The sequence below is a fragment of the Streptomyces sedi genome, assembly GCF_006335015.1.
Lineage (GTDB): Bacteria > Actinomycetota > Actinomycetes > Streptomycetales > Streptomycetaceae > Streptomyces > Streptomyces sedi.
On sequence record NZ_VDGT01000028.1, the window covers coordinates 1 to 19062 of the forward strand.

Genomic DNA, 19062 nt, shown 5'->3' on the forward strand with positions numbered 1-19062 from the left:
GACACCCGCGACAAGAGAGCGGACGCCACCTCCGCAGGAAGGGAGACGGTGTGGGACTGGCGAACGGCATAACGATCGGACACCGGGTCGACACGCCGCGCCGCGATCAACTCATCCCCACCAGCCAGCACCCCCTCCCAACGCTCCAGCTCCCCTTCACGCTCGGCCGCTCGCGTCTCGATGAGCCCGGCCCACGCCCGCAACGACGTCCCCACCGCCGGCAACTCCACCACCCCACCGACACGCACCCGCTCCCACGCCAACGCCAAGTCGCCCAGCACGATCCGCCACGACACCCCATCAACCACCAGATGATGCGCCACCAACACCAACAACCCACCATGGTCCGGTCCACGGTCGAACCAGACGCCCTTCAGGACCCGACCCGACTCCACATCCAACCCGCGACGGCACGACTCGGCCGCCGCCCGCACCACCCCCACACCCACATCCGGCCCAACCGCACGGCGTTCCAGCCACTCCCCCGCACGGATCTCATCGGCGTCCGTGAAGGTGACCGCCCACCGACCATCCCCCCGACGCTCCCACCGCGACCGCCACGCCTCATGCCGCCCCACCACCGCACCCACAACCTCGCACAACTGCCCCCAACCCATCCCCGCCGGAGTCCCCACCACCACCGACTGGTTGTAACCACCCACACCCACACCGTCGCCGCGTTCACCAAGCCACGACACCACCGGCAACGCCCCCACCTCACCAGCAACCCCCTCAAACGCCCCCACAATCTCGGTCGAGGCTGCGGCGGCGAGTTCACGCGGAGTCCGGCACTCAAAGACCTGCCGCACACTCACCACCAACCCCGCCGCACGCGCCCGCCCCACCAACTGAATCGACAAAATACTGTCCCCACCCAACGCGAAGAACCCATCATCAACACCCACCCGCTCCACCCCAAGAACCTCAGCGAACAACCCACACCACAACTCCTCCACCGGACCACCCGGCGCCACAAACACCTCACCCGACACCACACCCGGCACCGGCAAACCCTTCCGATCCACCTTCCCATTCACCGACAACGGCACCACCTCCAACACCACCACCGCCGACGGCACCATGTAATCCGGCACCCGCCCCGCAACAAACGACAAAACAGCCCGCTCATCCACCCCCACACCGTTCTCCGGCACCACATAAGCAACGATCCGCCGATCCCCCGGCCGGTCCTCCCGCACCACGACCACAGCACGCTCCACACCCGGGAACGCGGAAACCGCCGCCTCAACCTCACCCAACTCAATACGGAAACCCCGCACCTTCACCTGATCATCCGCACGCCCCACAAACTCCAAATTCCCGTCCGCCCGCCACCGCACCAAATCCCCCGTCCGATACATCCGCTCCCCCACCCCACCAAACGGACACGCCACAAACCGCTCACCCGTCAACCCCGCCCTACCAAAATAACCACGCGCCAAACCGGCACCCGCGACATACAACTCCCCCACCACACCCACCGGAACAGGACTCAAGAACCCGTCCAAAACAAACACCCGGTGGTCGGGAAGAGGCCGGCCGATCGGTACCGCGCCCGACGGCAGCTCGTCGCCGGGAGAGAGCCGGAAGTCCACGCAGTTGACCGTCGTCTCGGTCGGGCCGTAGTCGTTGAACACCGCGGCGTCGGGATGGCCAGCCGCCCGCCACCGTGCCACGTCCTCGCCCAGTAGTCGCTCACCGCCGAGCACCAGCACCTCCGAGGGCGACGCCCATCCCGCCACCTCGGACAGCAACGGGAGGTGCGAGGGCGTCGCCTTCACCAGCGTGGGCCGTCGGCCCGCCGACACGGCCGGAGGCTCCTCGCCCAGATCGGCCACCCACACCGTGCCGCCACACGCCAACGGCGCGAACAACGTCGTCACCGTCAGGTCGAACGTCACCGGGCTGTGCAGCAGGACGCACCGCAACGCGTCCCCGTACGCCGCGACCGAGTACCGCACGAACGCCGCCAGCGAACCGTGCTGGACCACCACGCCCTTCGGCCGCCCCGTAGACCCCGACGTGTACATCACATACGCCGCGTCCGCGGCCGACAGCGCGCCCGCCGGCGCCACCGAGAGTCCGGCGCTCTCCGCCCCACCAGCATCCCTCGGCTCGTCCGCCACCAGCACCGGCACGCCCCACGCCCGTGCCCGCCTCGCCGACGACGCGACACACACCACCACCGCCGGCCGCGACTCCCCCACCATGAACGCGGTGCGCTCCACCGGCGCTTCCTCGTCCAACGGGACATACGCCGCCCCCGACTTCAGCACCGCCAGCAGTGCCACCAGCAGTTCCGCGGATCGCGGCACCGCCACGCCCACGACGCTCCCCCGGCCGACCCCGAACCGGCCCGCGAGCGCCGCCGCCAGCCGGGTCGCCCGCAGGTCGAGCTCCGCGTACGACAAGGTGGCGTCCTCAGCGACCACCGCCGCCGCGTCCGGCGTGCGCTCCACCTGCTCAGCGAAGAGCTCCAGAACGGTGTCCTCGCCCCCGCGCTCCACCGGGCCGCGCCCCCGGTCGAGCAGCTGCTCCCGCTCGCCGGATTCGAGCACGCTGACGCCGCTCAGCGGACGGTCCGCCGCGTCGGCCACCTGGCGAAGCACCGCCACCAGTCGCTCCGTCAGCCGGCGCGCGGAGTCGCGGTGGAACAGGTCGGTGCTGAACTCAAGGGCGCCGTCGATCCCCTCGCCCGGTCCCTTCTCCACGCAGAAGAAGGACAGGTCGAACTTGGAGACGCCGGTGTGCACCACGCGGGTCTCGGTCTCCAGCCCGGGGAAGTCGGATGCCGCGTCGCGTGCGGCGAGTCCGTCGAAGGTGAGCATCACCTGGAACAGCGGGTGCCGGGAGAGCGAGCGTTCGGGGTCCAGGGCGTCCACCAGCCGTTCGAACGGCACGTCCTGGTGCGCGTACGCGTCCAGGTCGACGGCCCGCACTCGCCGCAGAAGCTCGGCGAAGGTGGGGTTCCCCGAGGTGTCGGTGCGCAGCACCAGGGTGTTGACGAGGAGTCCCACCACCTCGTCCAGCCCCTCGGCGGTGCGTCCCGCGGTGGGTGTCCCGATCGGGATGTCGTCCCCGGCCCCCAGCCGTGACAGCAGCACGGCGAGCGCGGCCCGCACCACCATGAACAGGGTGACGCCCTCCTGGCGCGCCAGTTCGGCCAGGACCCGGTGGAGGTCCGGCGGCACGGTGAAGCCGACGGTGTCGCCCCGGTGGGTGGAGGTGGCCGGCCGGGGCAGGTCCGTGGGGAGCGCGAGGTGGTCGGGGAGGTCCGCGAGCGCGGTGCGCCAGTGGGCGAGTTGGGTGTCGGCGTAGCCGCCGGGGGTGTCGTCGCGGAGCGCGCGCTGCCAGAGCGCGTAGTCGGCGTACTGGAGCCGCTGGGGGGCCCAGTCGGGCGCGGCACCGCGCCGGCGGGCGGCGTAGGCGGTGGCGAGGTCGGCGAACACCGTCTGGAGGGAGGCTCCGTCGGCGGCGATGTGGTGGACGAGCACCAGGAGCACGTGGTCGGCCTCGGCGAGGCGGAACAGGCGGGCGCGGAACGGGAGGTCGGAGTCGAGGGCGAACGGTTCGCGGGCGGCCTCGGCGAGTGCGGCGTCGACGGTGTCCGGGGTGGACTCGGCCCTCGGCAGGTCGAGGTTGAGGTCGCCGGCGGGCAGGACGCGTTGGTGGAGGCCGTCGGCGTCCTCGGCGACGACGGTGCGCAGGCTCTCGTGCCGCGCCACCACGTCGTGCAGGGCGCGGGTGAGGGCGGCGGTGTCGAGGGTGCCGCGCAGCCGGAGGGCGGTGGGGATGTGGTAGGTGGGTCCGGCGCCGTGCACCCTGTCGAGGAACCACATGCGCTGTTGGGCGAAGGACAGCGGCAGCCGTTCGGGGCGCGGCTGCCCGGGGCGGGGCGCGGGGCCGGGCGCCGGCGTGCGGGCCGCGGGGGTGTCGAGGAGCGGCGCGAGGGTGGCGACGGTGGGTGACTCGAACAGGTCGCGGAGGCTGATCTCCGCGCCGAAGGCGGCGCGGACACGGGTGAGGAGGCGGGTGCCGTTGAGGGAGTGCCCGCCGCGGTCGAAGAAGTTGTCGTCGATGCCGATGTGGGGGACGCCGAGGACGTCGGCGAAGAGGCCGCTGAGCACTTCCTCGCGTGGGTCGCGTGGTGCCCGGCTGGGCGTGGCGACGTGCGTGGGCGGTGCGGGCAGGCGGGCGCGGTCGAGCTTGCCGTTGGCGGTGAGCGGCAGCGCGGGCAGGGGGACGATGGCGGCGGGCACCATGTGGGCGGGCAGCTTGCGGGCGAGCGCGCGGCGGAGGGCCTCGGTGTCGGGTGTGGTGCCGGGCGCGGGCACGATGTAGGCGACCAGGCGCGGGTCCTGGGGCCGGTCCTCGCGGATGGTGACGCCGGCGTGGAGCACGTCGGTGCCGCTGGTGAGTGCGGCCTGGATTTCGCCGAGTTCGATGCGGAAGCCGCGGAGCTTGACCTGCCCGTCGGCGCGGCCGAGGAACTCCAGGTGACCGTCGGGGAGGCGGCGTACCAGGTCGCCGGTGCGGTAGAGGCGTTCGCCCGGGGCGCCGTAGGGGTGGGCGACGAAGCGTTCGGCGGTGAGGTGGGGGCGGCCGAGGTAGCCGCGGGCCAGGCCGTCGCCGGCGAGGTAGAGCTCTCCCGCGGTGCCGTCCGGGACGGGTTGGAGGGCGGCGTCGAGGAGGTAGCCGCGCTTGTTGGTGGTGAGGCGGCCGAGGGGCGGTCGTGTGGTGGGGTGCCGGTCGTGGTGCCAGGAGGTGGCCTCGACGGTGGTTTCGGTGGGCCCGTAGGCGTGGAACATGTCCCGGCCGGGCGACCAGCGGGCGAAGAGTTCGGGGGCCGCGGTCTCGCCGCCGGTGATCAGGGTGCGCAGGTGGGGCAGTGGGGTCTCGGGGAGGGTGGCGAGGACGCCGGGCGGGATGCAGGCGGTGGTGATGGCGTGGTCGGCGAGGAACGCGGCCAGTTCGGTGCCGGTGAGGTCCTCGGGTGGGATGACCAGGGTGCCGCCGGAGTGCAGGGCCATGCAGAGTTCGGAGACGGAGACGTCGAAGAAGAGGGGGATGTTCTGGAGGACGCGCGCGTCGGGGCCGGTCCGGTAGGTGGCGACGTGGCCGGCGGAGAGCGCGGGGATGCCCTGGTGGGTGGCGACGATGCCCTTGGGGCGTCCGGTGGAGCCCGAGGTGTACATCAGGTAGGCGGCGTTGCCGGGGCGGGCCCGGCAGGGCACGACGGGGGCGGTGCCGTGGTCGGTGAGGAGGTCGGCGGCGTCCAGTCGGGGCGTGGGGTGGTCGGGGAGGCGGCCGGCGGTGGCGGGGGTGGTGATCAGCAGGCGGGGCGTTCCGTCGTCGAGGATGTCGGCGGTGCGGCGGCTGGGCTGCGCGGCGTTGAGGGGGAGGTAGGCGGCGCCGGCGCGCTGGATGCCGAGGATGAGGGCGACGGCGTCGGCGGAGCGGGGAACGGCGAGGGCCACGATGTCCTCGGGTCCGATGCCGAGGCCGGTGAGGCGGTCGGCGACGCGGTGGGTGAGCTGGTCGAGGCGGCGGTAGGTGACGGTGGTGGTGCCGTCCTCGACGGCGGGGGCGTCGGGGGTGCGGGCCGCCTGTTCGGCGAAGAGGGCGGGCAGGGTGGCCGGGGCGAGGGGGCGGGCGGCTTCGTTGCCGCGGGCGAGGAGGGTGCGGCGCTCGCCCGGGGTGAGCAGCGGTACGCGTCCGACGGGGGCGGTGACGTCCTCGGCCAGCGCGTCGAGGAAGGTGAGGAACCGGCCGTGGTGCGCGGCGAGTTCGTCGGCGGTGTACAGGTCGGGGTTGCCGCCGGTGACGAGTTGGACGCCGCCGGGTTCCCCTGGCGAGCCGTAGAGGGTGAAGCCGATGTCCCGGACGGGCCCGGAGGAGAGTTCGTGGACGGTGGCGCGGCAGGGGCCGAAGCGCAGCTCGCCGGTGAAGCCGAGGACGTTGACCGAGACGCGTGTGAGGGGGGCGCCGCCGACGCGTCCGAGCAGGCGGTGGAGTTCTTCGCCGCGGAAGCGCTGGCGCATGCCGGCGCGGGCCATGGCGCGGGTGATCCGGTCGAGCACTTCGGGGAACGGGTCCCCGGGGCGTACGGACGCGCGCAGCGGCACGTCGTTGGCGAGCATGGCGGGGGTGCGCAGGGCGGCGGGGGTGGTGCGGCCGGTGACGGGCAGGCCGAGGAGTACGTCGTCGTGGCCGGTGCGGCGGGCCAGGAACGCCGCGGTGGCGGCGACGATCAGCGAGGACCAGCGGGTGTCGGCGCGCCGGCCGGCGTCGGCGAGGGCCGTGGTCTGCCGGTCGGTGAGGCGTTGGACGTGGCGGAGGGGGAGGTTGAGGCGGGTGGGTTCGCCGTCGGTGAGGGCGGCGGCGGGGGGCGGGTCGGCGAGGGCGGCGGCCCACCACCGGGCGTCGCGGTGGTGGCGGTCGGAGGTGCGGTAGGCGTGGTCGTCGTCGACGATGCCGGCGAGCGGCGCGAAGGGGGTGGGGCCCGGGTCCTCGCCCGCGCACAGGGCGGTGTGGATCTCGGCGAGCCTGCGGAGGTGGAGGCTGGCTCCGTAGGCGTCGAGGGCGATGTGGTGGTAGCCGAAGAACAGCAGGTGGTGATCGGTGCCGAGGGTGAGCAGGACGTGTCGTGCGAGGGGCGGGCGGCCGAGGTCGAGGGGGCTGGCGAGCGCGTTCCGCATCCACTGGTGGGCGGCGGCTGTCGGGTCGGGTTCCGCGCTGAGGTCGGCCTCGTCGGTGGGGGCTGCCGCGGTGGGGTCGACGGTCTGCCACAGCTCCGCGCCGTCCGCCGTGAAGCGGGCGCGCAGGGCCTCGTTCTCGGCCACGGTGCGGCGCACGGCGGTGGCGAGCGCGGCCCGGTCGAGGGTGCCGCGCAGCTCCAGGTAGGCGCCGCAGAGGTAGAGGCGCGGTTCGGAGGCCACCTGTCCGGCGAACCAGATGCTGTGCTGCGCCGCTGTGACGGTGAGTCGTTCGGCCATCGGCGGGGCTCCCTTCGCGGCTTGCCGGTGGTGGCGGTCGGGCGCGGGCCGGGGTCAGCCCCGGGCGGCCAGTTCGTCGCGCAGCAGGTCGGTGAGGGCCTCGACGGTGGGCGCGTCCCACAGCAGGGTGGGGTCGATGTCCAGGTCGTAGTGGTCCTCGATCCGGGCGCAGATCGCCAGGCCGGAGACGGAGTCGATGCCGTATTCGGTGAGCGGTCGGTCGGCGGCGACGCTGTCGGCGGGGACTTCGGCGAAGTCGGCGATCTGGCGGGTGAGCCAGTCGCCCACGCCGGCGGCGGAGCGGTCGTCGGTCGCTTCGGCGGTGGTCTCGGTCATGGCTGTCCTCCGGGTGGGGCCCAGCCGCGCGCGAGGCCCAGCGGCCTGTCGTCGGTGCAGCGGGCGATGAGGTCCTCGACGGCGGGTTCGGCGAGGTGGTCGGGCAGGGGTGTCACGCGGTGTCGGGGCGAGCTGGGCAGTCGGGCGAGGAGGGCCAGGGGCCACCATCGTTCGTCGGGCAGGGTGGTGCCGCGGCCGTGCTGCCAGGTGCCGAGGGTGGCGGCGGCGGCGCGGACGGAGGCGTAGTGGGCCGCGAGGTCGTAGGCGGTGGTGCCGGCGAGGGGGGTGAGTTCGGCGGGTGCGAGGGCGGCGCAGGAGTCGGCGAGCGTGCGCAGTCGCCCGGTCCACTCCCGGGCCTCTCGGGTCACCTCGTCGCCGGCCGGGCCGTCGGCGGCGTCCCGCAGGGCGGGGGTGAGGTGGTCGTGGCCCTTGGCGGTGACCTTGAGGCGGTCCCAGGCGAGTGGCGGCAGCGTCTCGGCGGGGCGGAACAGGCCGGCGTGCGCCGCGCGGTCGCGGTTCCAGGAGCGGGTGGCCAGCAGGGGGAGTTGCGGCATGAGGGTGAGCAGGCAGGCGGCGCGGGAGGCGTGGAGTACCTGGGCGGCGCGGATGTCGCGCAGCAGCTTCTGGAAGAACGCGGTGTCGCCGGCGCGGAGATAGCCGTGGGCGCCCATGGCGGTGGCGAGGTCGTCGAAGGCTCCGAGGAGGGTGCCGGTGACGAGGTACTTGGCGCCGGCCGCGTGGACGCTCGACTCGCCGGGCGTCAGATGGGCGCCGCGGGCGGCGACGGCGGTGACGGTCTCGCTGAGCAGCAGGTCGGCGTAGGCGCCGGCCAGCAGGCGGCGCACGGCGGGTATCCGCAGGGCGCTGGCGCCGTACAGCCGGCGGCCGGCCAGGTGCCGTACCGCCAGGCGCAGGCCGGTGTCGAGGGCGCCGGCCAGCACCGCGGGGAGCGCGATCCGGGTGACCTGGAAGGAGGTCAGCGCGGTTTGCAGGCCCTGGCCCGGGGCGCCGACGACGGCGTCGTCTCCGAGGGGGCAGTCGGTGAACTCGACGCCGGCGAGGGGCAGTCCGCGCATGCCGACGGTGGCGGTGCGGGGCAGGGTGCGGAGTGTGGTCGGCGGGACGTCGGCGGGCCGGACCAGGAGCTGGGAGTGGCTGCGCTGTCCGGGGGCCGGGTCGGTGCGGGCGAAGACGACGTAGGCGGCGGCCCGGGCGGCGTTGGTGATCGGTTCCTTGCGTCCGTTGAGGAGCAGGGTGTCGCCGGACCTTCGGGCGTGGGTCTCGCACGCGAGGAGGTCGTTGCCGTGGGCGAGTTCGTTGTAGGTGACGGCGAGTTTGCCGTTGGCGAGGAGGAGGTCGGCGACGGCCTTCTGCTGTGCGGGGGTGCCGGCCGACCAGATGTTGACGGCGGCGAGGAAGGAGCCGATGCCGTGCCCGGCGCCCAGCGTGGGGTCGCGGCGGAACACGGTGCGCGCCACGTCGATGAGTCGGTCGAGGCGTTCGAAGCGTCCCCCGAGGGCGGCGGGGACGTATTCGGCGTTGAGACCGGTGTCGTCGAGTAGTCGTTCGCCCGCGGTGAGGATCTCGGCGTCCTCGTCGGCGGCGAGGATCGCGGCGTGGCCGAGCGGGTTGTCCGCGTCGTCGGGGTCGCCCAGGCGGGCGGTCAGCTCGGCGACGGCGGCCTGGGCCGTGGGGTGGGCGGGCATCTCAGTGGCTCCCCGGGCCGGCGAAGAGGCTGTGGCGGGCGGCGGGGTCGGACCAGAGGGCGGCGAGGCGTTCGACGGCCTCGGGGTCGGTGTCCGGCTCGCCGAGCCCGGCGCGGGCGGCGGACAGTGCCGCGCGCGCCCACAGCGCGTCGGCGGCGAGCACGCCGGGAACGGCGCCGGTGTCCCGCGCGTCGTCCTCGGCGTCCCGGTCGGGGTGGCCTTCCGTGTCGTGGTGGCGGTCGCGCAGCGCGAGGCAGGCGGCGCCGGCGAAGCACAGTTCGTAGCGCCGGGCGGCGTCGTGGGTCCAGGCGGGTGGCGGCCCGGCCGTCGGCTGGTGGCGGGCGAGTTCGGCGTGCACGGCCTCCGCGGCGGCGAGCAGGGCCTGGGCGGCGCGCAGCAGTTCGGGGGGTTCCTGGCCGGCCGCGGCCCGGGCGGTGACGCGGGCGACGAGCGCGGGCAGGGCCTGGGTGAGGCTGGCTCCGCGGTGGGAGACGATCCGCAGGCGGGCGGGGTCGAGGGGGGTGGGGGCGCCGGGCGAGGTGACGGCGCGCAGCCCGGCGTCGTCGGTCCGGCGGCGGTGCCAGCCGCGGGCGAGCCAGGGGAACTGGCCGACGAGGGTGGCCCGGCAGACGGCGGTGGTGCCGTCGAAGATCTCCACGATGCGGTGGTCGCGTTCGAGCTTGGCGAACGCCCCGTGTTCGTGCAGGTCGGCGAGGAAGCCGCGGGCGCCGAGGAGTTCGCCGAGGGAGCCGAGGGTGCTCTGCACCAGGCCGGGTACCAGGGCCTTGACGACGCAGGAGGTGACGCTGAGCTCCTCCGGCAGTTCGTGGGCGGAGCGTGCGCCGACGGCGGTGACGGCCTCGGCGAGCAGCAGCGCGGCGACGGCGTCGCCCAGGGCGCGGCGGGCGGGCGGCACCCGCGACAGGGTGGTGCCGTGGATCTCGCGGGACGTCGCGTAGTCGAACGCCAGGCGCAGCGCGTGGTCGGCGGCACCGAGCGAAAGCGCGCCGCACAGGGTGCGGGTGAGTTGGAGGGAGCGCAGTACCGCGTCGAGGCCGTGGCCGGGCCGGCCCACGACGGCGCTGTCGGGGACGGAGGCGCCGCGCAGGGCGATGCCGCTGATGTCGGCGCCGCGGATGCCGAGGGTCGGCTCCTTGGGCAGGGGCGTCAGCGTGTCGGGGTGCGGGGTCCTCCGGTCGACGAGGAACAGCGTGAGGTCCCGGGGGCCGGCGGAGGGGCCGGTGCGGGCGAGGACCGTGATCAGGTCGGCCCTGCTGGCGTTGTTGATCAGCCACTTCTCGCCGGTCAGCCGCCACTGGTCGGCGTGTTGCTCGGCGGTGGTCCCGGTGCTCAGCAGGTCGCTGCCGTGCCCGTGTTCGGTGAGGGCCCAGGAGACGACGGCGCCGGCCCTGACGCGTTCCGCGAGTCGGGCTGCCTGTTCGGGCCGGCCGGCGACCCAGACGGGGACGGAGCCGAGGAAGGTCTTGGCGTGGGCGACGGCGACGGTGAGGTCGTGGCGGGCCACCGCCCTGGTGAGCTGGACCAGGTGGGCGTAGTCGTCGAGATCCCCGCCGTGTGCGGCGGGGACGTACGCGTGGGCGAGCCCGGCCTGGTCGAGCAGGCGGCAGGCGTCTTCGGGGAAGGCGTCGTGGCGGTCGAGGGCGGCGGCGTGCGCGGGGTGGAGGGGGGCGTTCTCGTCGCGGGCCGCGGTGCGCAGGACGGTCTCCAGGCCGCGGACGGTGAGGGGGCGGCGCGGCGTGGGCTCTCCCGCGGCGGGGCGGGGCCGCGCCGCGGGGCCGCCGAGGCGTCGCCATCCGGCGTCGGTGTGGAGGGGGCGCAGCTCGCCGTTGAGGAACAGCTCCCGCATGGCGCCGCGGCGGACCTTGCCGCTGGTGGTACGCGGCACGGAGCCGGGGCTGAGCAGCGCGACGGCGGCGAGGCCGATGCCGAACTCCCGTACGGCGGTGCGTCGCAGGGCGACGGCGAGCGCGTCCAGGTCCATCCGGGCGGCGCCCGGTCCGGTCTCGTGGGCGACGACGAGCGACTCGTCGTCGGGGACCGCCTGGCCGCCGTTCGCTGGGGCGCCGCGCTGGGCCGGCACGGTGAACGCGGCGCCCGCGTGGCCGAGTTCGGGGTGGTGCAGTCGCAGTTCGTGCTCGATGTCCTGGGGGTAGAGGTTGCGGCCGTGGACGATCAGCGTCTCCTTGATCCGGCCGGTGACGTAGAGCTCGTCGTCGTACTCGGCGGCCAGGTCGCCGGTGCGCAGCCAGGGGCGGCCTCCGGGGGTGTCGGCCGGGGAGAAGACCCGCCGTGTCTCCTCGTCGTTCCGCCAGTACCCGGCGCACACGCTCTCGCCTCGGAGCAGCAGTTCGCCGACGTCTCCCGGGGGCAGGGGGCGTGTGCCGCCGGGTTCGACGATGCGGGTCTCCAGGGCGGTGGGCCGGCCGCAGCTGACGATCTCGCGGTAGGGCTCCCCGGGTGCGGCCGGGCGCAGGGTGTGGCGTTCCAGTGCGGCGGCGCTGACGCGGAGGTCGCGCATACCGGCCGACCGGGAGACGAAGACGGTGGCCTCGGCGAGTCCGTAGCTGGGGGCCAGGGCGTCGGCCCGCAGCCCGTAGGAGGCGAACCGGTCGCGGAACGCCCTCAACGTGGCGGCCTGCACGGGCTCGGAGCCGTTGGCGGCCCAGCGCCAGCGGGAGAGGTCGAGCCCGACCAGCTGGCTGTCCTTGATCCGGCGGGCACAGACGTCGAAGGCGAAGTTCGGGGCCGCGGAGAAGGCGATGCCGTGGCGGTCGATCATCCGCAGCCAGTGCTGGGGCCGTTTGAGGAAGGAGACGGGGCTGAGCAGCGTGCAGCTGGTGCCGAGGAAGAGCGCGGGGGCGAGGGTGCCGAACAGGCCCATGTCGTGGTAGGTCGGGAGCCATCCGCCGAGGGGCGTGGTGGCGTCGAGCCGGTAGGCGTCTCTCATGTGGCGGATGTTGGCGGCGATGGCGGCATGGGTGACCGCGACGCCCTTGGGGGCGCCGGTGGACCCGGAGGTGTACTGCAGGACGGCGATGTCGCCCGGCCGCCGGTGGGGCTCGCGCCAGGCGTCGGCGTCGGCGAGGGCGTCGGGGGTGTCCACGGCGACCGTCCCGGGGCGGGTGTTCCCGCTCTCGGTGAGCCAGTCGGCGATCACGGGCAGCAGGTCCCGGACGGTGAGTACGGCGGCGGCTCCGCTGTCCTCGGCGATGCCGGCGACCCTCCGGCGCTCCAGGCGGCTCCCGTCGGGCAGCGGGGCCGGGACGGCCACCATGCCGGCGTAGAGGCAGCCGAGGAATCCGGCCGCGAACGCGGCGCCTGGCGGGAAGAGCAGGAGGACCCGCGCGCCGCCCGGGTGGCGCGCGGAGAGGGTGGCGGCGATCGCGCGCGCCCACGCGTCCAACTCGCCGTATGCGAGGCGCGTCGCCCCCTCGGGGTCGTCCGGGTCGTGAACGAAGACGACGGCCGCGTCGGCGGCGCGGGTGGCCGCGTGTGCGCGCACCGCGTGGGGCAGGTCATGGAAGTCGGACACGTGCTGGGGCATATGCGGAACTCCCCCCTGAAAGCTCAAAATGACATGCGCCGTCAGCTGTCGTCAATCCCGCGAAGATCGACCCGCGAAGATCGAAAGGAACGCGGGATGCGGTGGTGTCGAAATCCCTCCCGGGTATCGCGCTGTTCGTTCTCTCCATTCACGAGTGGTGAACGGTTGAGCACAGGACGACAGTCGCACGTATGTGCGTAGGAAATATGTGCGAGATCGCGTCAGGGAGACGTTCGAAATCGCGCGGAACGACGACTTCCGTAAGGGAGATATCTCCCGCACGCCTGACTGTCAGTCACAATAGAACCCCCGTACCGACTCTCCGTACAGCGTCACCATCGCCCCTGGAAGTGCGGTCACGACTTCCACCACGGATGCGCGCTCATATTCGGATCTGCCTCCGAACTTACGTCCCGTCCTGGCGGGACGTCAATAGCTCATTGGCCGCGAGGATGTGGCGTAGCCTGGGAAGATCGGCCTACCACGGGAGAAGCGGTGCCATGGCCTGGCTCAGCGACGCTGTCGATAGTCTCTCCGCCCTGCCGACACCGGTGACCCTGTGCGGTGCCGCGGCGTTCGCCGCCGCCGAATCCGGCCTCGGTATCGGCATGTTCATCCCCGGCGAAACCGCCGTACTGGCGTTCGGCGCCGCCACGCGGGGCGGCCCGGTACTCGCCGCGTTATTCCTGGTGGTGGCGGTCGCCAGCTCGGCGGGTGACCATGTCGGCTACTTTCTCGGACGCCGCTACGGCGCGGCGTTGCGCCACACGGCACTGGTGCGCCGCGTCGGCCAGGAATCCTGGGACCGGGCCAATGACGCGCTGCGGCGCTACGGCGCCTGGGCGGTGTTCGCCACCCGGCTGCTGCCCCTCGTGCGGACACTGACACCGGCCGCGGCCGGTGTCTCCGGGGTCGCGTATCTACGTTTCCTTCCCGCCTCGCTCGCGGGCGCCCTGATGTGGTCCGCCCTCTACACCTTCGTCGGGGCCCTGGCGGGGGAGTCGGTGGGCCAGATCGAGCGGCGCATCGCGCAGGGCGGCTGGCTGCTGGCCGGCCTGGGCCTCCTGCTGCTCGTCGTCCTGCTGCTGGCGCGCCGCCGCGCGAAGGCGCGCGCGACGCGCTGAACGGGTCGAGCCCTCGCCCGGCGGGCGCCGGAAGCCCGCGACCGCGACCATCGCCATCACCGCGGTCAGCCCCAGGCTGGCGGCCACCGCGGCGACGGCCGTCGCGCCGGCCCCCCACCCGAGCGCCAACTCCCGGGACGCCTCGACGCCGTAGGTCAGCGGGTTCACCGTGGCGACGATCCGCAGCCAGCGGGGCAGCAGCTCCAGCGGGACGAACGCGCTGGAGGCGAACATCAGGGGGAACACCGCGAGGAAGCCGATGCTGGCGAGCACCTCGATGCTGCGCAGCCACGCGCCGAGCGCGAGGAAGACCCAGATCAGCGACCACGCCACGACCAGCGAGAGCAGCATCGCCGCGAGAACGCCGGGCGCTCCCCCGTCCGGTCGGAAGTCCAGCAGAAGCAGGGCGCAGCCGAGCACGGCGAGCATCTGCAGGCCCACGCGCACCAGGTCCGTGAGGGAGCGGGCGACCAGCACCAGCGGCAGCCGCACTGGCAGGGAACGGAAGCGCACCACCATCCCCGACTCCATGTCGCGCACCAGGCCGAGCCCCGCGCCCTGCGCCGATCCGATGGCCGTGGTGACCAGCAGGGCGGGGGCCAGGTAGTCGATGTACCGCACCCCGCGCGGAAAGACCTCCGGGTTGGCCATGCGCCCGAACACCTGGCTGAACAGCAGCAGCATGATGACGGGTTGGAGGAGCGAGAAGAAGGCGACGCGTCGGTCCCCGTAGACGATGCGGAACTGGCGCGCCGTCAGCGTCCGCAGCTGCCCCAGCGTGCTGCCGCCGCGCCACGCGTCGCGCTCAGCGACGGTCCCCGTCATCCGCTCTTCCCTCCGTCGGCCGCCGCCCGCGTCCCCGGCCTGGCCAGGCTCATGTACACGTCGTCCAGGGTGGGTTCGGTGAACACCAGGTCGGCGATGTCCGTGTGACCGTCCACCAGCGCGCGCACCACCTCCACCAGGTCGGCGGCCTCGGCCACCGGAACGACCACCGTGCGGGGGTTGCCGCCGTCCGCCACGGGGCTGAAGCCGGCGTCGCGCAGGGCCCGGGCCGCCGCCCCCGGCTCGCTGCCCTCGGCCAGCGTGATGTGCAGGCTGCGGCTGCCGGTGGTCGCCTTGAGCTCGGCGGCGGTGCCCTCGGCGACGACCCGGCCGCCGTCGAGGACGGCGATCCTGTCGGCGAGTTGGTCGGCCTCGTCGAGGTACTGGGTGGTGAGCAGCACCGTCGTGCCGTCGGCCACCAGCTTCCGCACCGCGTCCCACAGCACCTGCCGACCAACGGGGTCGAGCCCCGTCGTGGGCTCGTCGAGGAAGAGCACCGACGGGCGCGCCACCAGGCTCGCGGCCAGGTCGATGCGCCGCCGCATCCCGCCCGAGTACGTACCCGCGCGCCGGCGCGCGGCGTCGCCCAGGTCGAACATCTCCACCAGCTCGGTGGCGCGCCGCCGCGCTTCCCCGGTGCCGGCGCCGAGAAGCCTGGCGATGAGCACCAGGTTGGCGAACCCCGAGAGATGCTCGTCCAGTGCGGCGAACTGGCCCGTCAGGCCGATGCGGCGGCGCACCTCCAGTCCCTGGTCCGACACGTCGAACCCGGCCACCTCGGCCGTGCCGGCGGTGGGCGGCGTCACCGTGGCGAGAACGCGGATCAGGGTCGTCTTCCCGGCGCCGTTGTGGCCCAGGAGGCCGAGGACGGTGCCCGCCCTCACGTCGAGGTCGATGCCCGCCAGCGCGTGGACGTCGCCGAAGGACTTCCGCAGTCCCCTGACGCGGATGGCATTGCCGTTCATGGCCCCTCCCCCCGTGGCCGCCTTCGCACCGTACTACAGGAAGTCCGCGCCGGGGGCGTTCCGTTCCCGCCCCTTCCGGCGCACTCGGGCGCGTTGCCGGCGCGTGGTCCGGGCGGTTCCGCGCCCGGGGGGTGTCAGGGGCGGATGCCCGCGGGGTGAGGGCGGGCTGAGCCGGCCCGGGCGCCGCGAGAAAGGCGCGAGACGCTCGGCGGAGGAAGCCCGGCCGAGCGTCTCGCTGCCTGTCCAACCCGGGTCACCCGCGGGGCGACGTCGGGGGAACCGGCCGTTACGGGATGCTGGCGCCCACCGCGTTCAGCGCGGCGACGACCGGCTGGAAGAACGTGGTGCCGCCACTGGAGCAGTTGCCGCTGCCGCCCGAGGTCAGGCCGTGCGCGGTGTTGCCCGAGAAGAGGGCACCGCCGCTGTCACCGGGCTCGGCGCAGACGGTGGTCTGGATGGTGCCGCGCACGGTGCCCTGCGGGTAGGTGACCGAGACGTTGAGCGCGGTGACCGTGCCGCTGGTCACGCCGGTGGTGGAGCCGGAGCGGCTGACGCTCTGGCCGACGACCGGGTTGGCGGCGCCGGTGATGGAGCGGGAGGAGCCGTTGTACAGGTTGACCGCGCTGGGGGTGGAGATGCTGGAGCTGTACCGGCCGGCGGCGTAGTCGGAGCCGGGGAAGACGCTGGTGCTGAGGGTCCCGAACGAGGAGCCGCCGGAGGAGGCCGACCAGCTGCTGCCGGCCGAGCCGCAGTGGCCGGCCGTCAGGAAGCCGCGCTGGCCGCCGATGGTGACGTTGAAGCCGAGTGAGCAACGGGAACCGGAGCCGTAGATGGCGTCACCGCCCGCGATGTACGGGGAGAACTCGCCGTTCACCTGCTCCAGGGCGGCCTGGTCGCCCAGGCCTGCGACGGTGTCCTGGAGGTCGGCGAGCGCGTCGCCGGTGACGGTGGAGTCCACCGTCACCTTGACGGCGTTGGAGACGGGGTCGATCCCCCACGCCGTGCCGGGCACGGCGTGCTCCTCGACCTCGTCGGCCGCCGCCTCCAGTTGGGCCGTGGAGTGCTCGACCACGCGCGCCTCGGCGCCGGCGGCCTGGACCTCGGCGACGGCGGAGCCGTCCGTGACGTTCACCACGAGGGTTTCCGCCTCGGCGTCGTAGAAGGTGCCGGCCGTGTCGGCGGACAGCGTCTCGTCCAGGGTGGTCGCCAGCTCGACGGCCGCCTCCGAGGACAGGGCGTCCGGAGCGGAGGTCTGGGACTGGGCGTTCGCCTGCGACATGGTGAACGATCCGGCCAGCAGTGCCGCGACACCGGTGACGGCCATGGTGAGGCGCCGCGTGGACTTGCGTCTGTTCGTCACGCTTGTTTCCTCCTGGTTGAGGCCCAAGGTTTCGTGAGGGGCGCACACTCGTCACGTGTTCATGACAAGTGCACGCGAAGAGCATCCTCCGGTCGCCCCGCCCACACAAGGAGGACATTCAAGCCATTGCCCGGGCCTCTTCCGGGCGCGGTGCGAGGGGCAGCAGATACCTCCGGAGCTGCGGTTTGTGGCCGTGCGTCACGGGTCGCGTCGAATTCGACAGGCGAAATCCGGGCACTTCCGCGCGATGAGTCGGCGACGCGGGGGCGCCCGCCGAGGCGCCTCCGCGCCGGCGTGGCGCCGCTGGGCGCGGGCTACCCGGTGGCGAGCAACGCGAAGGCCACCGCGCGCAGTTCCTCGTCCGGGTGGCGTGGGCCGGAGAACGGGGAGTCGCACATCAGCCGACGTGGGGAGAAGGCGCAGGCGCGCAGAGTCGGGCGCAGGTCCTCCGGTGCCTGGGCGGCCTCGGCGAGGGCCCGGAGCGCGTGGAGGCCGACGGGGGTCGGGCCGGCCAACTCCGCGAGGACGGGGACGGCGCGGTCCGCCGAGCCGCTGGCGCGGAGGTGGACCTCGGCGGCCACGGCCCGCGTCCACCCGTGCCGCGGCGCTCAGCGCGGGGTCGGCGCCGCGCGCGGCCTCGGCCGGCAGGTCGGTGACCTCCCGCGTCGCCAATGCCCCGCTGACCCGCTCACGCGCCCTCGCGCGCCCCCTCCCGCCAGGCCGCCGTCAGGGCGGCGGCGCGGGCGCCCAGGGACGCGAGGGCGGCGGGGGTCGTGGGGGCGTCGCGGACGAGGGAGGAGCCGACGCCGACGCCGTGGCAGCCGAGGGCCGCGTAGCCGCGGGCGGCGGGGGCGTCGACGCCGCCGGTCGGCAGCAGTGGGATGTCGGGGAGCGGGGCGCGCACGGCGCGCACGTAGTCGTGGGCGCCGGCGGTGTCGGCGGGGAAGACCTTGACCGCGGCGGCGCCCAGGCGCCAGGCCGTCTCGATCTCCGTCGGCGTCAACGCGCCGCAGAGCACGGGCACTTCCGCCTCGCCCGCCGCTTCGAGCACGGCGGGCGAGGTGGTGGGGGTGACCAGGAACTGGGCACCTGCGCGCACCGCCCGGCGCACGTCGTCCGGCGTGCGCACCGTTCCCGCGCCGACCGGGACCTGTCGGTCGAGGGCGCGCCAGCGGGTGAGCGCGGCCTCGGCGCCGGGGGTGGTGAGGGTGATCTCCAGGGCGTGGACGCCGGCGTCGACGAGGGTGTCGTGGAGCGCGTCGGGTGGCGCGGCGGGCAGCCGCACGATGGCGACGACGCCCCCGGGGGCGGTGGCGTTCATCCCTTCACCGAGCCGTTGGCCATGCCCTTGGTGAGGAAGGGTTCGAGGAGCAGGAAGAGGATGATCATCGGCACCATCGAGATGAGGCCGACGGCCATCAGCCCGGACCAGTCGACGCTGAACTCGCCGATGAAGGAGGCGATGCCGACGGTGACGGTCCAGCCGTCTGGGTTGCCCATGAGGGTGCGGGCGAAGAGGAAGTCGCCCCAGGTGAGGATCGAGGCGTAGGTGAAGGTGGCGGCGATGCCGGGCTTGAGGAGGGGGACGATCACCCGCCACAGCGCCCCGGCCCTGCCGCAGCCGTCGATCATCGCGGCCTGTTCGATCTCGACGGGGACGGCGTCGACGAAGCCCTTCATCAGCCAGGTGGTGAACGGGACGGTGGCGGCGGTGTTGACCAGGGTGACCGACCAGAGGTTGTTGACCATGCCGAGGTTGGCGAAGAGCACGAAGATCGGGATGATCAGCAGGGTGCCGGGCAGCATCCGGCTGAAGAGCAGGGTGAAGCCCATCGCCTGCTGGCCCCTGGTGCGGAAGCGGGAGAGGCTGTAGCCGCCGAGGGTGGAGACGATCGTGGACAGGACGGCGGCGCCGAGGGTGGTGAGGGTGGAGTTCCACATCCACTCCATGACGGGCACGTCGCTGAGCACGGAGGCATAGGCGTCGAGCGAGGCGGCGTCGGCGGGCGGGACCAGCGGGGGGTCGGAGACCAGGAGTCGTTCGGAGGGAACGACCGAGGTCATGATCATCCAGTAGATGGGGAACATCAGCACGGCGGTGACCGCGATCGCCAGCGCGAGCAGCGACCACCGGCGGGGCGCGGAGGGGGTGGTGGACATGGGTTGCTCCTGTGGTGGCGGGCCGG

The 19062-nt window shown here is 73.7% G+C and carries 10 protein-coding genes and 1 pseudogene; 1 reads left to right on the top strand and 10 read right to left on the bottom strand.

The features are described from left to right. The 4 genes from FH715_RS29415 to FH715_RS29210 form a co-directional block, all read right to left on the bottom strand. On the bottom strand, positions 1-6995 hold a 6995-nt coding region (locus tag FH715_RS29415; protein ID WP_139649585.1), incomplete at its 3' end, for a non-ribosomal peptide synthetase. A gap of 54 nt (positions 6996-7049) precedes the next feature. Further along, positions 7050-7331, bottom strand: a complete 282-nt coding sequence (locus FH715_RS26010; protein ID WP_139649588.1) for an acyl carrier protein — start codon at positions 7329-7331, stop codon at positions 7050-7052. Continuing rightward, on the bottom strand, positions 7328-9037 hold the full coding sequence (locus FH715_RS26015) for an acyl-CoA dehydrogenase family protein (RefSeq protein ID WP_139649590.1): 1710 nt from the start codon (positions 9035-9037) through the stop codon (positions 7328-7330). Before FH715_RS26015 ends, FH715_RS26010 begins: the two co-directional genes overlap by 4 nt. 1 nt (position 9038) lies before the next feature. After that, a complete protein-coding gene (locus tag FH715_RS29210; protein ID WP_139649592.1) occupies positions 9039-12602 on the bottom strand; it encodes an AMP-binding protein in 3564 nt (1187 codons plus the stop codon). Positions 12603-13102: 500 nt separating this feature from the next. Here FH715_RS29210 and FH715_RS26025 point away from each other — a divergent pair, with 500 nt between their 5' ends. After that, entirely contained in the window at positions 13103-13726 is a 624-nt protein-coding gene (locus FH715_RS26025; protein ID WP_246108988.1) for a DedA family protein, read from the top strand. Positions 13727-13774: 48 nt separating this feature from the next. On the opposite strand, the pseudogene FH715_RS26030 reads toward FH715_RS26025, so the two are convergent. The 6 genes and pseudogenes from FH715_RS26030 to FH715_RS26055 form a co-directional block, all read right to left on the bottom strand. Further along, positions 13775-14551: pseudogene (locus FH715_RS26030) on the bottom strand (ABC transporter permease); the annotation flags it as partial. Then, on the bottom strand, positions 14548-15516 hold the full coding sequence (locus FH715_RS26035) for an ATP-binding cassette domain-containing protein (protein ID WP_139649596.1): 969 nt from the start codon (positions 15514-15516) through the stop codon (positions 14548-14550). The gene FH715_RS26035 and the pseudogene FH715_RS26030, both read right to left, overlap by 4 nt. Positions 15517-15802: 286 nt before the next feature. Continuing rightward, positions 15803-16876, bottom strand: coding sequence for a S1 family peptidase (locus FH715_RS26040; protein WP_170184834.1), 1074 nt, complete (start codon positions 16874-16876; stop codon positions 15803-15805). Between the two features lie 314 nt (positions 16877-17190). Then, complete coding sequence (locus FH715_RS26045; RefSeq protein ID WP_139649598.1) at positions 17191-17457, bottom strand: hypothetical protein; 267 nt, start codon at positions 17455-17457, stop codon at positions 17191-17193. A 107-nt stretch (positions 17458-17564) separates the two neighbouring features. Next, positions 17565-18197, bottom strand: coding sequence for a bifunctional 4-hydroxy-2-oxoglutarate aldolase/2-dehydro-3-deoxy-phosphogluconate aldolase (locus FH715_RS26050; protein ID WP_139649600.1), 633 nt, complete (start codon positions 18195-18197; stop codon positions 17565-17567). Beyond that, positions 18194-19036 carry a carbohydrate ABC transporter permease gene (locus FH715_RS26055; RefSeq protein ID WP_139649603.1) on the bottom strand — a complete coding sequence of 281 codons (843 nt, stop codon included), beginning with the start codon at positions 19034-19036 and terminating at the stop codon, positions 18194-18196. The genes FH715_RS26050 and FH715_RS26055 overlap by 4 nt, the downstream gene beginning before the upstream one ends. Positions 19037-19062: the final 26 nt, after the last annotated feature.

What these genes read in the sequence shown, in the direction of transcription:
- FH715_RS26010 (WP_139649588.1), bottom strand. Translation starts at nt 7,331, where the DNA reads ATGACCGAGACCACCGCCGAAGCGACCGACGACCGCTCCGCCGCCGGC.
- FH715_RS26015 (WP_139649590.1), bottom strand. Translation starts at nt 9,037, where the DNA reads ATGCCCGCCCACCCCACGGCCCAGGCCGCCGTCGCCGAGCTGACCGCC.
- FH715_RS29210 (WP_139649592.1), bottom strand. Translation starts at nt 12,602, where the DNA reads ATGCCCCAGCACGTGTCCGACTTCCATGACCTGCCCCACGCGGTGCGC.
- FH715_RS26025 (WP_246108988.1), top strand. Translation starts at nt 13,103, where the DNA reads ATGGCCTGGCTCAGCGACGCTGTCGATAGTCTCTCCGCCCTGCCGACA.
- FH715_RS26035 (WP_139649596.1), bottom strand. Translation starts at nt 15,516, where the DNA reads ATGAACGGCAATGCCATCCGCGTCAGGGGACTGCGGAAGTCCTTCGGC.
- FH715_RS26050 (WP_139649600.1), bottom strand. Translation starts at nt 18,197, where the DNA reads ATGAACGCCACCGCCCCCGGGGGCGTCGTCGCCATCGTGCGGCTGCCC.
- FH715_RS26055 (WP_139649603.1), bottom strand. Translation starts at nt 19,036, where the DNA reads ATGTCCACCACCCCCTCCGCGCCCCGCCGGTGGTCGCTGCTCGCGCTG.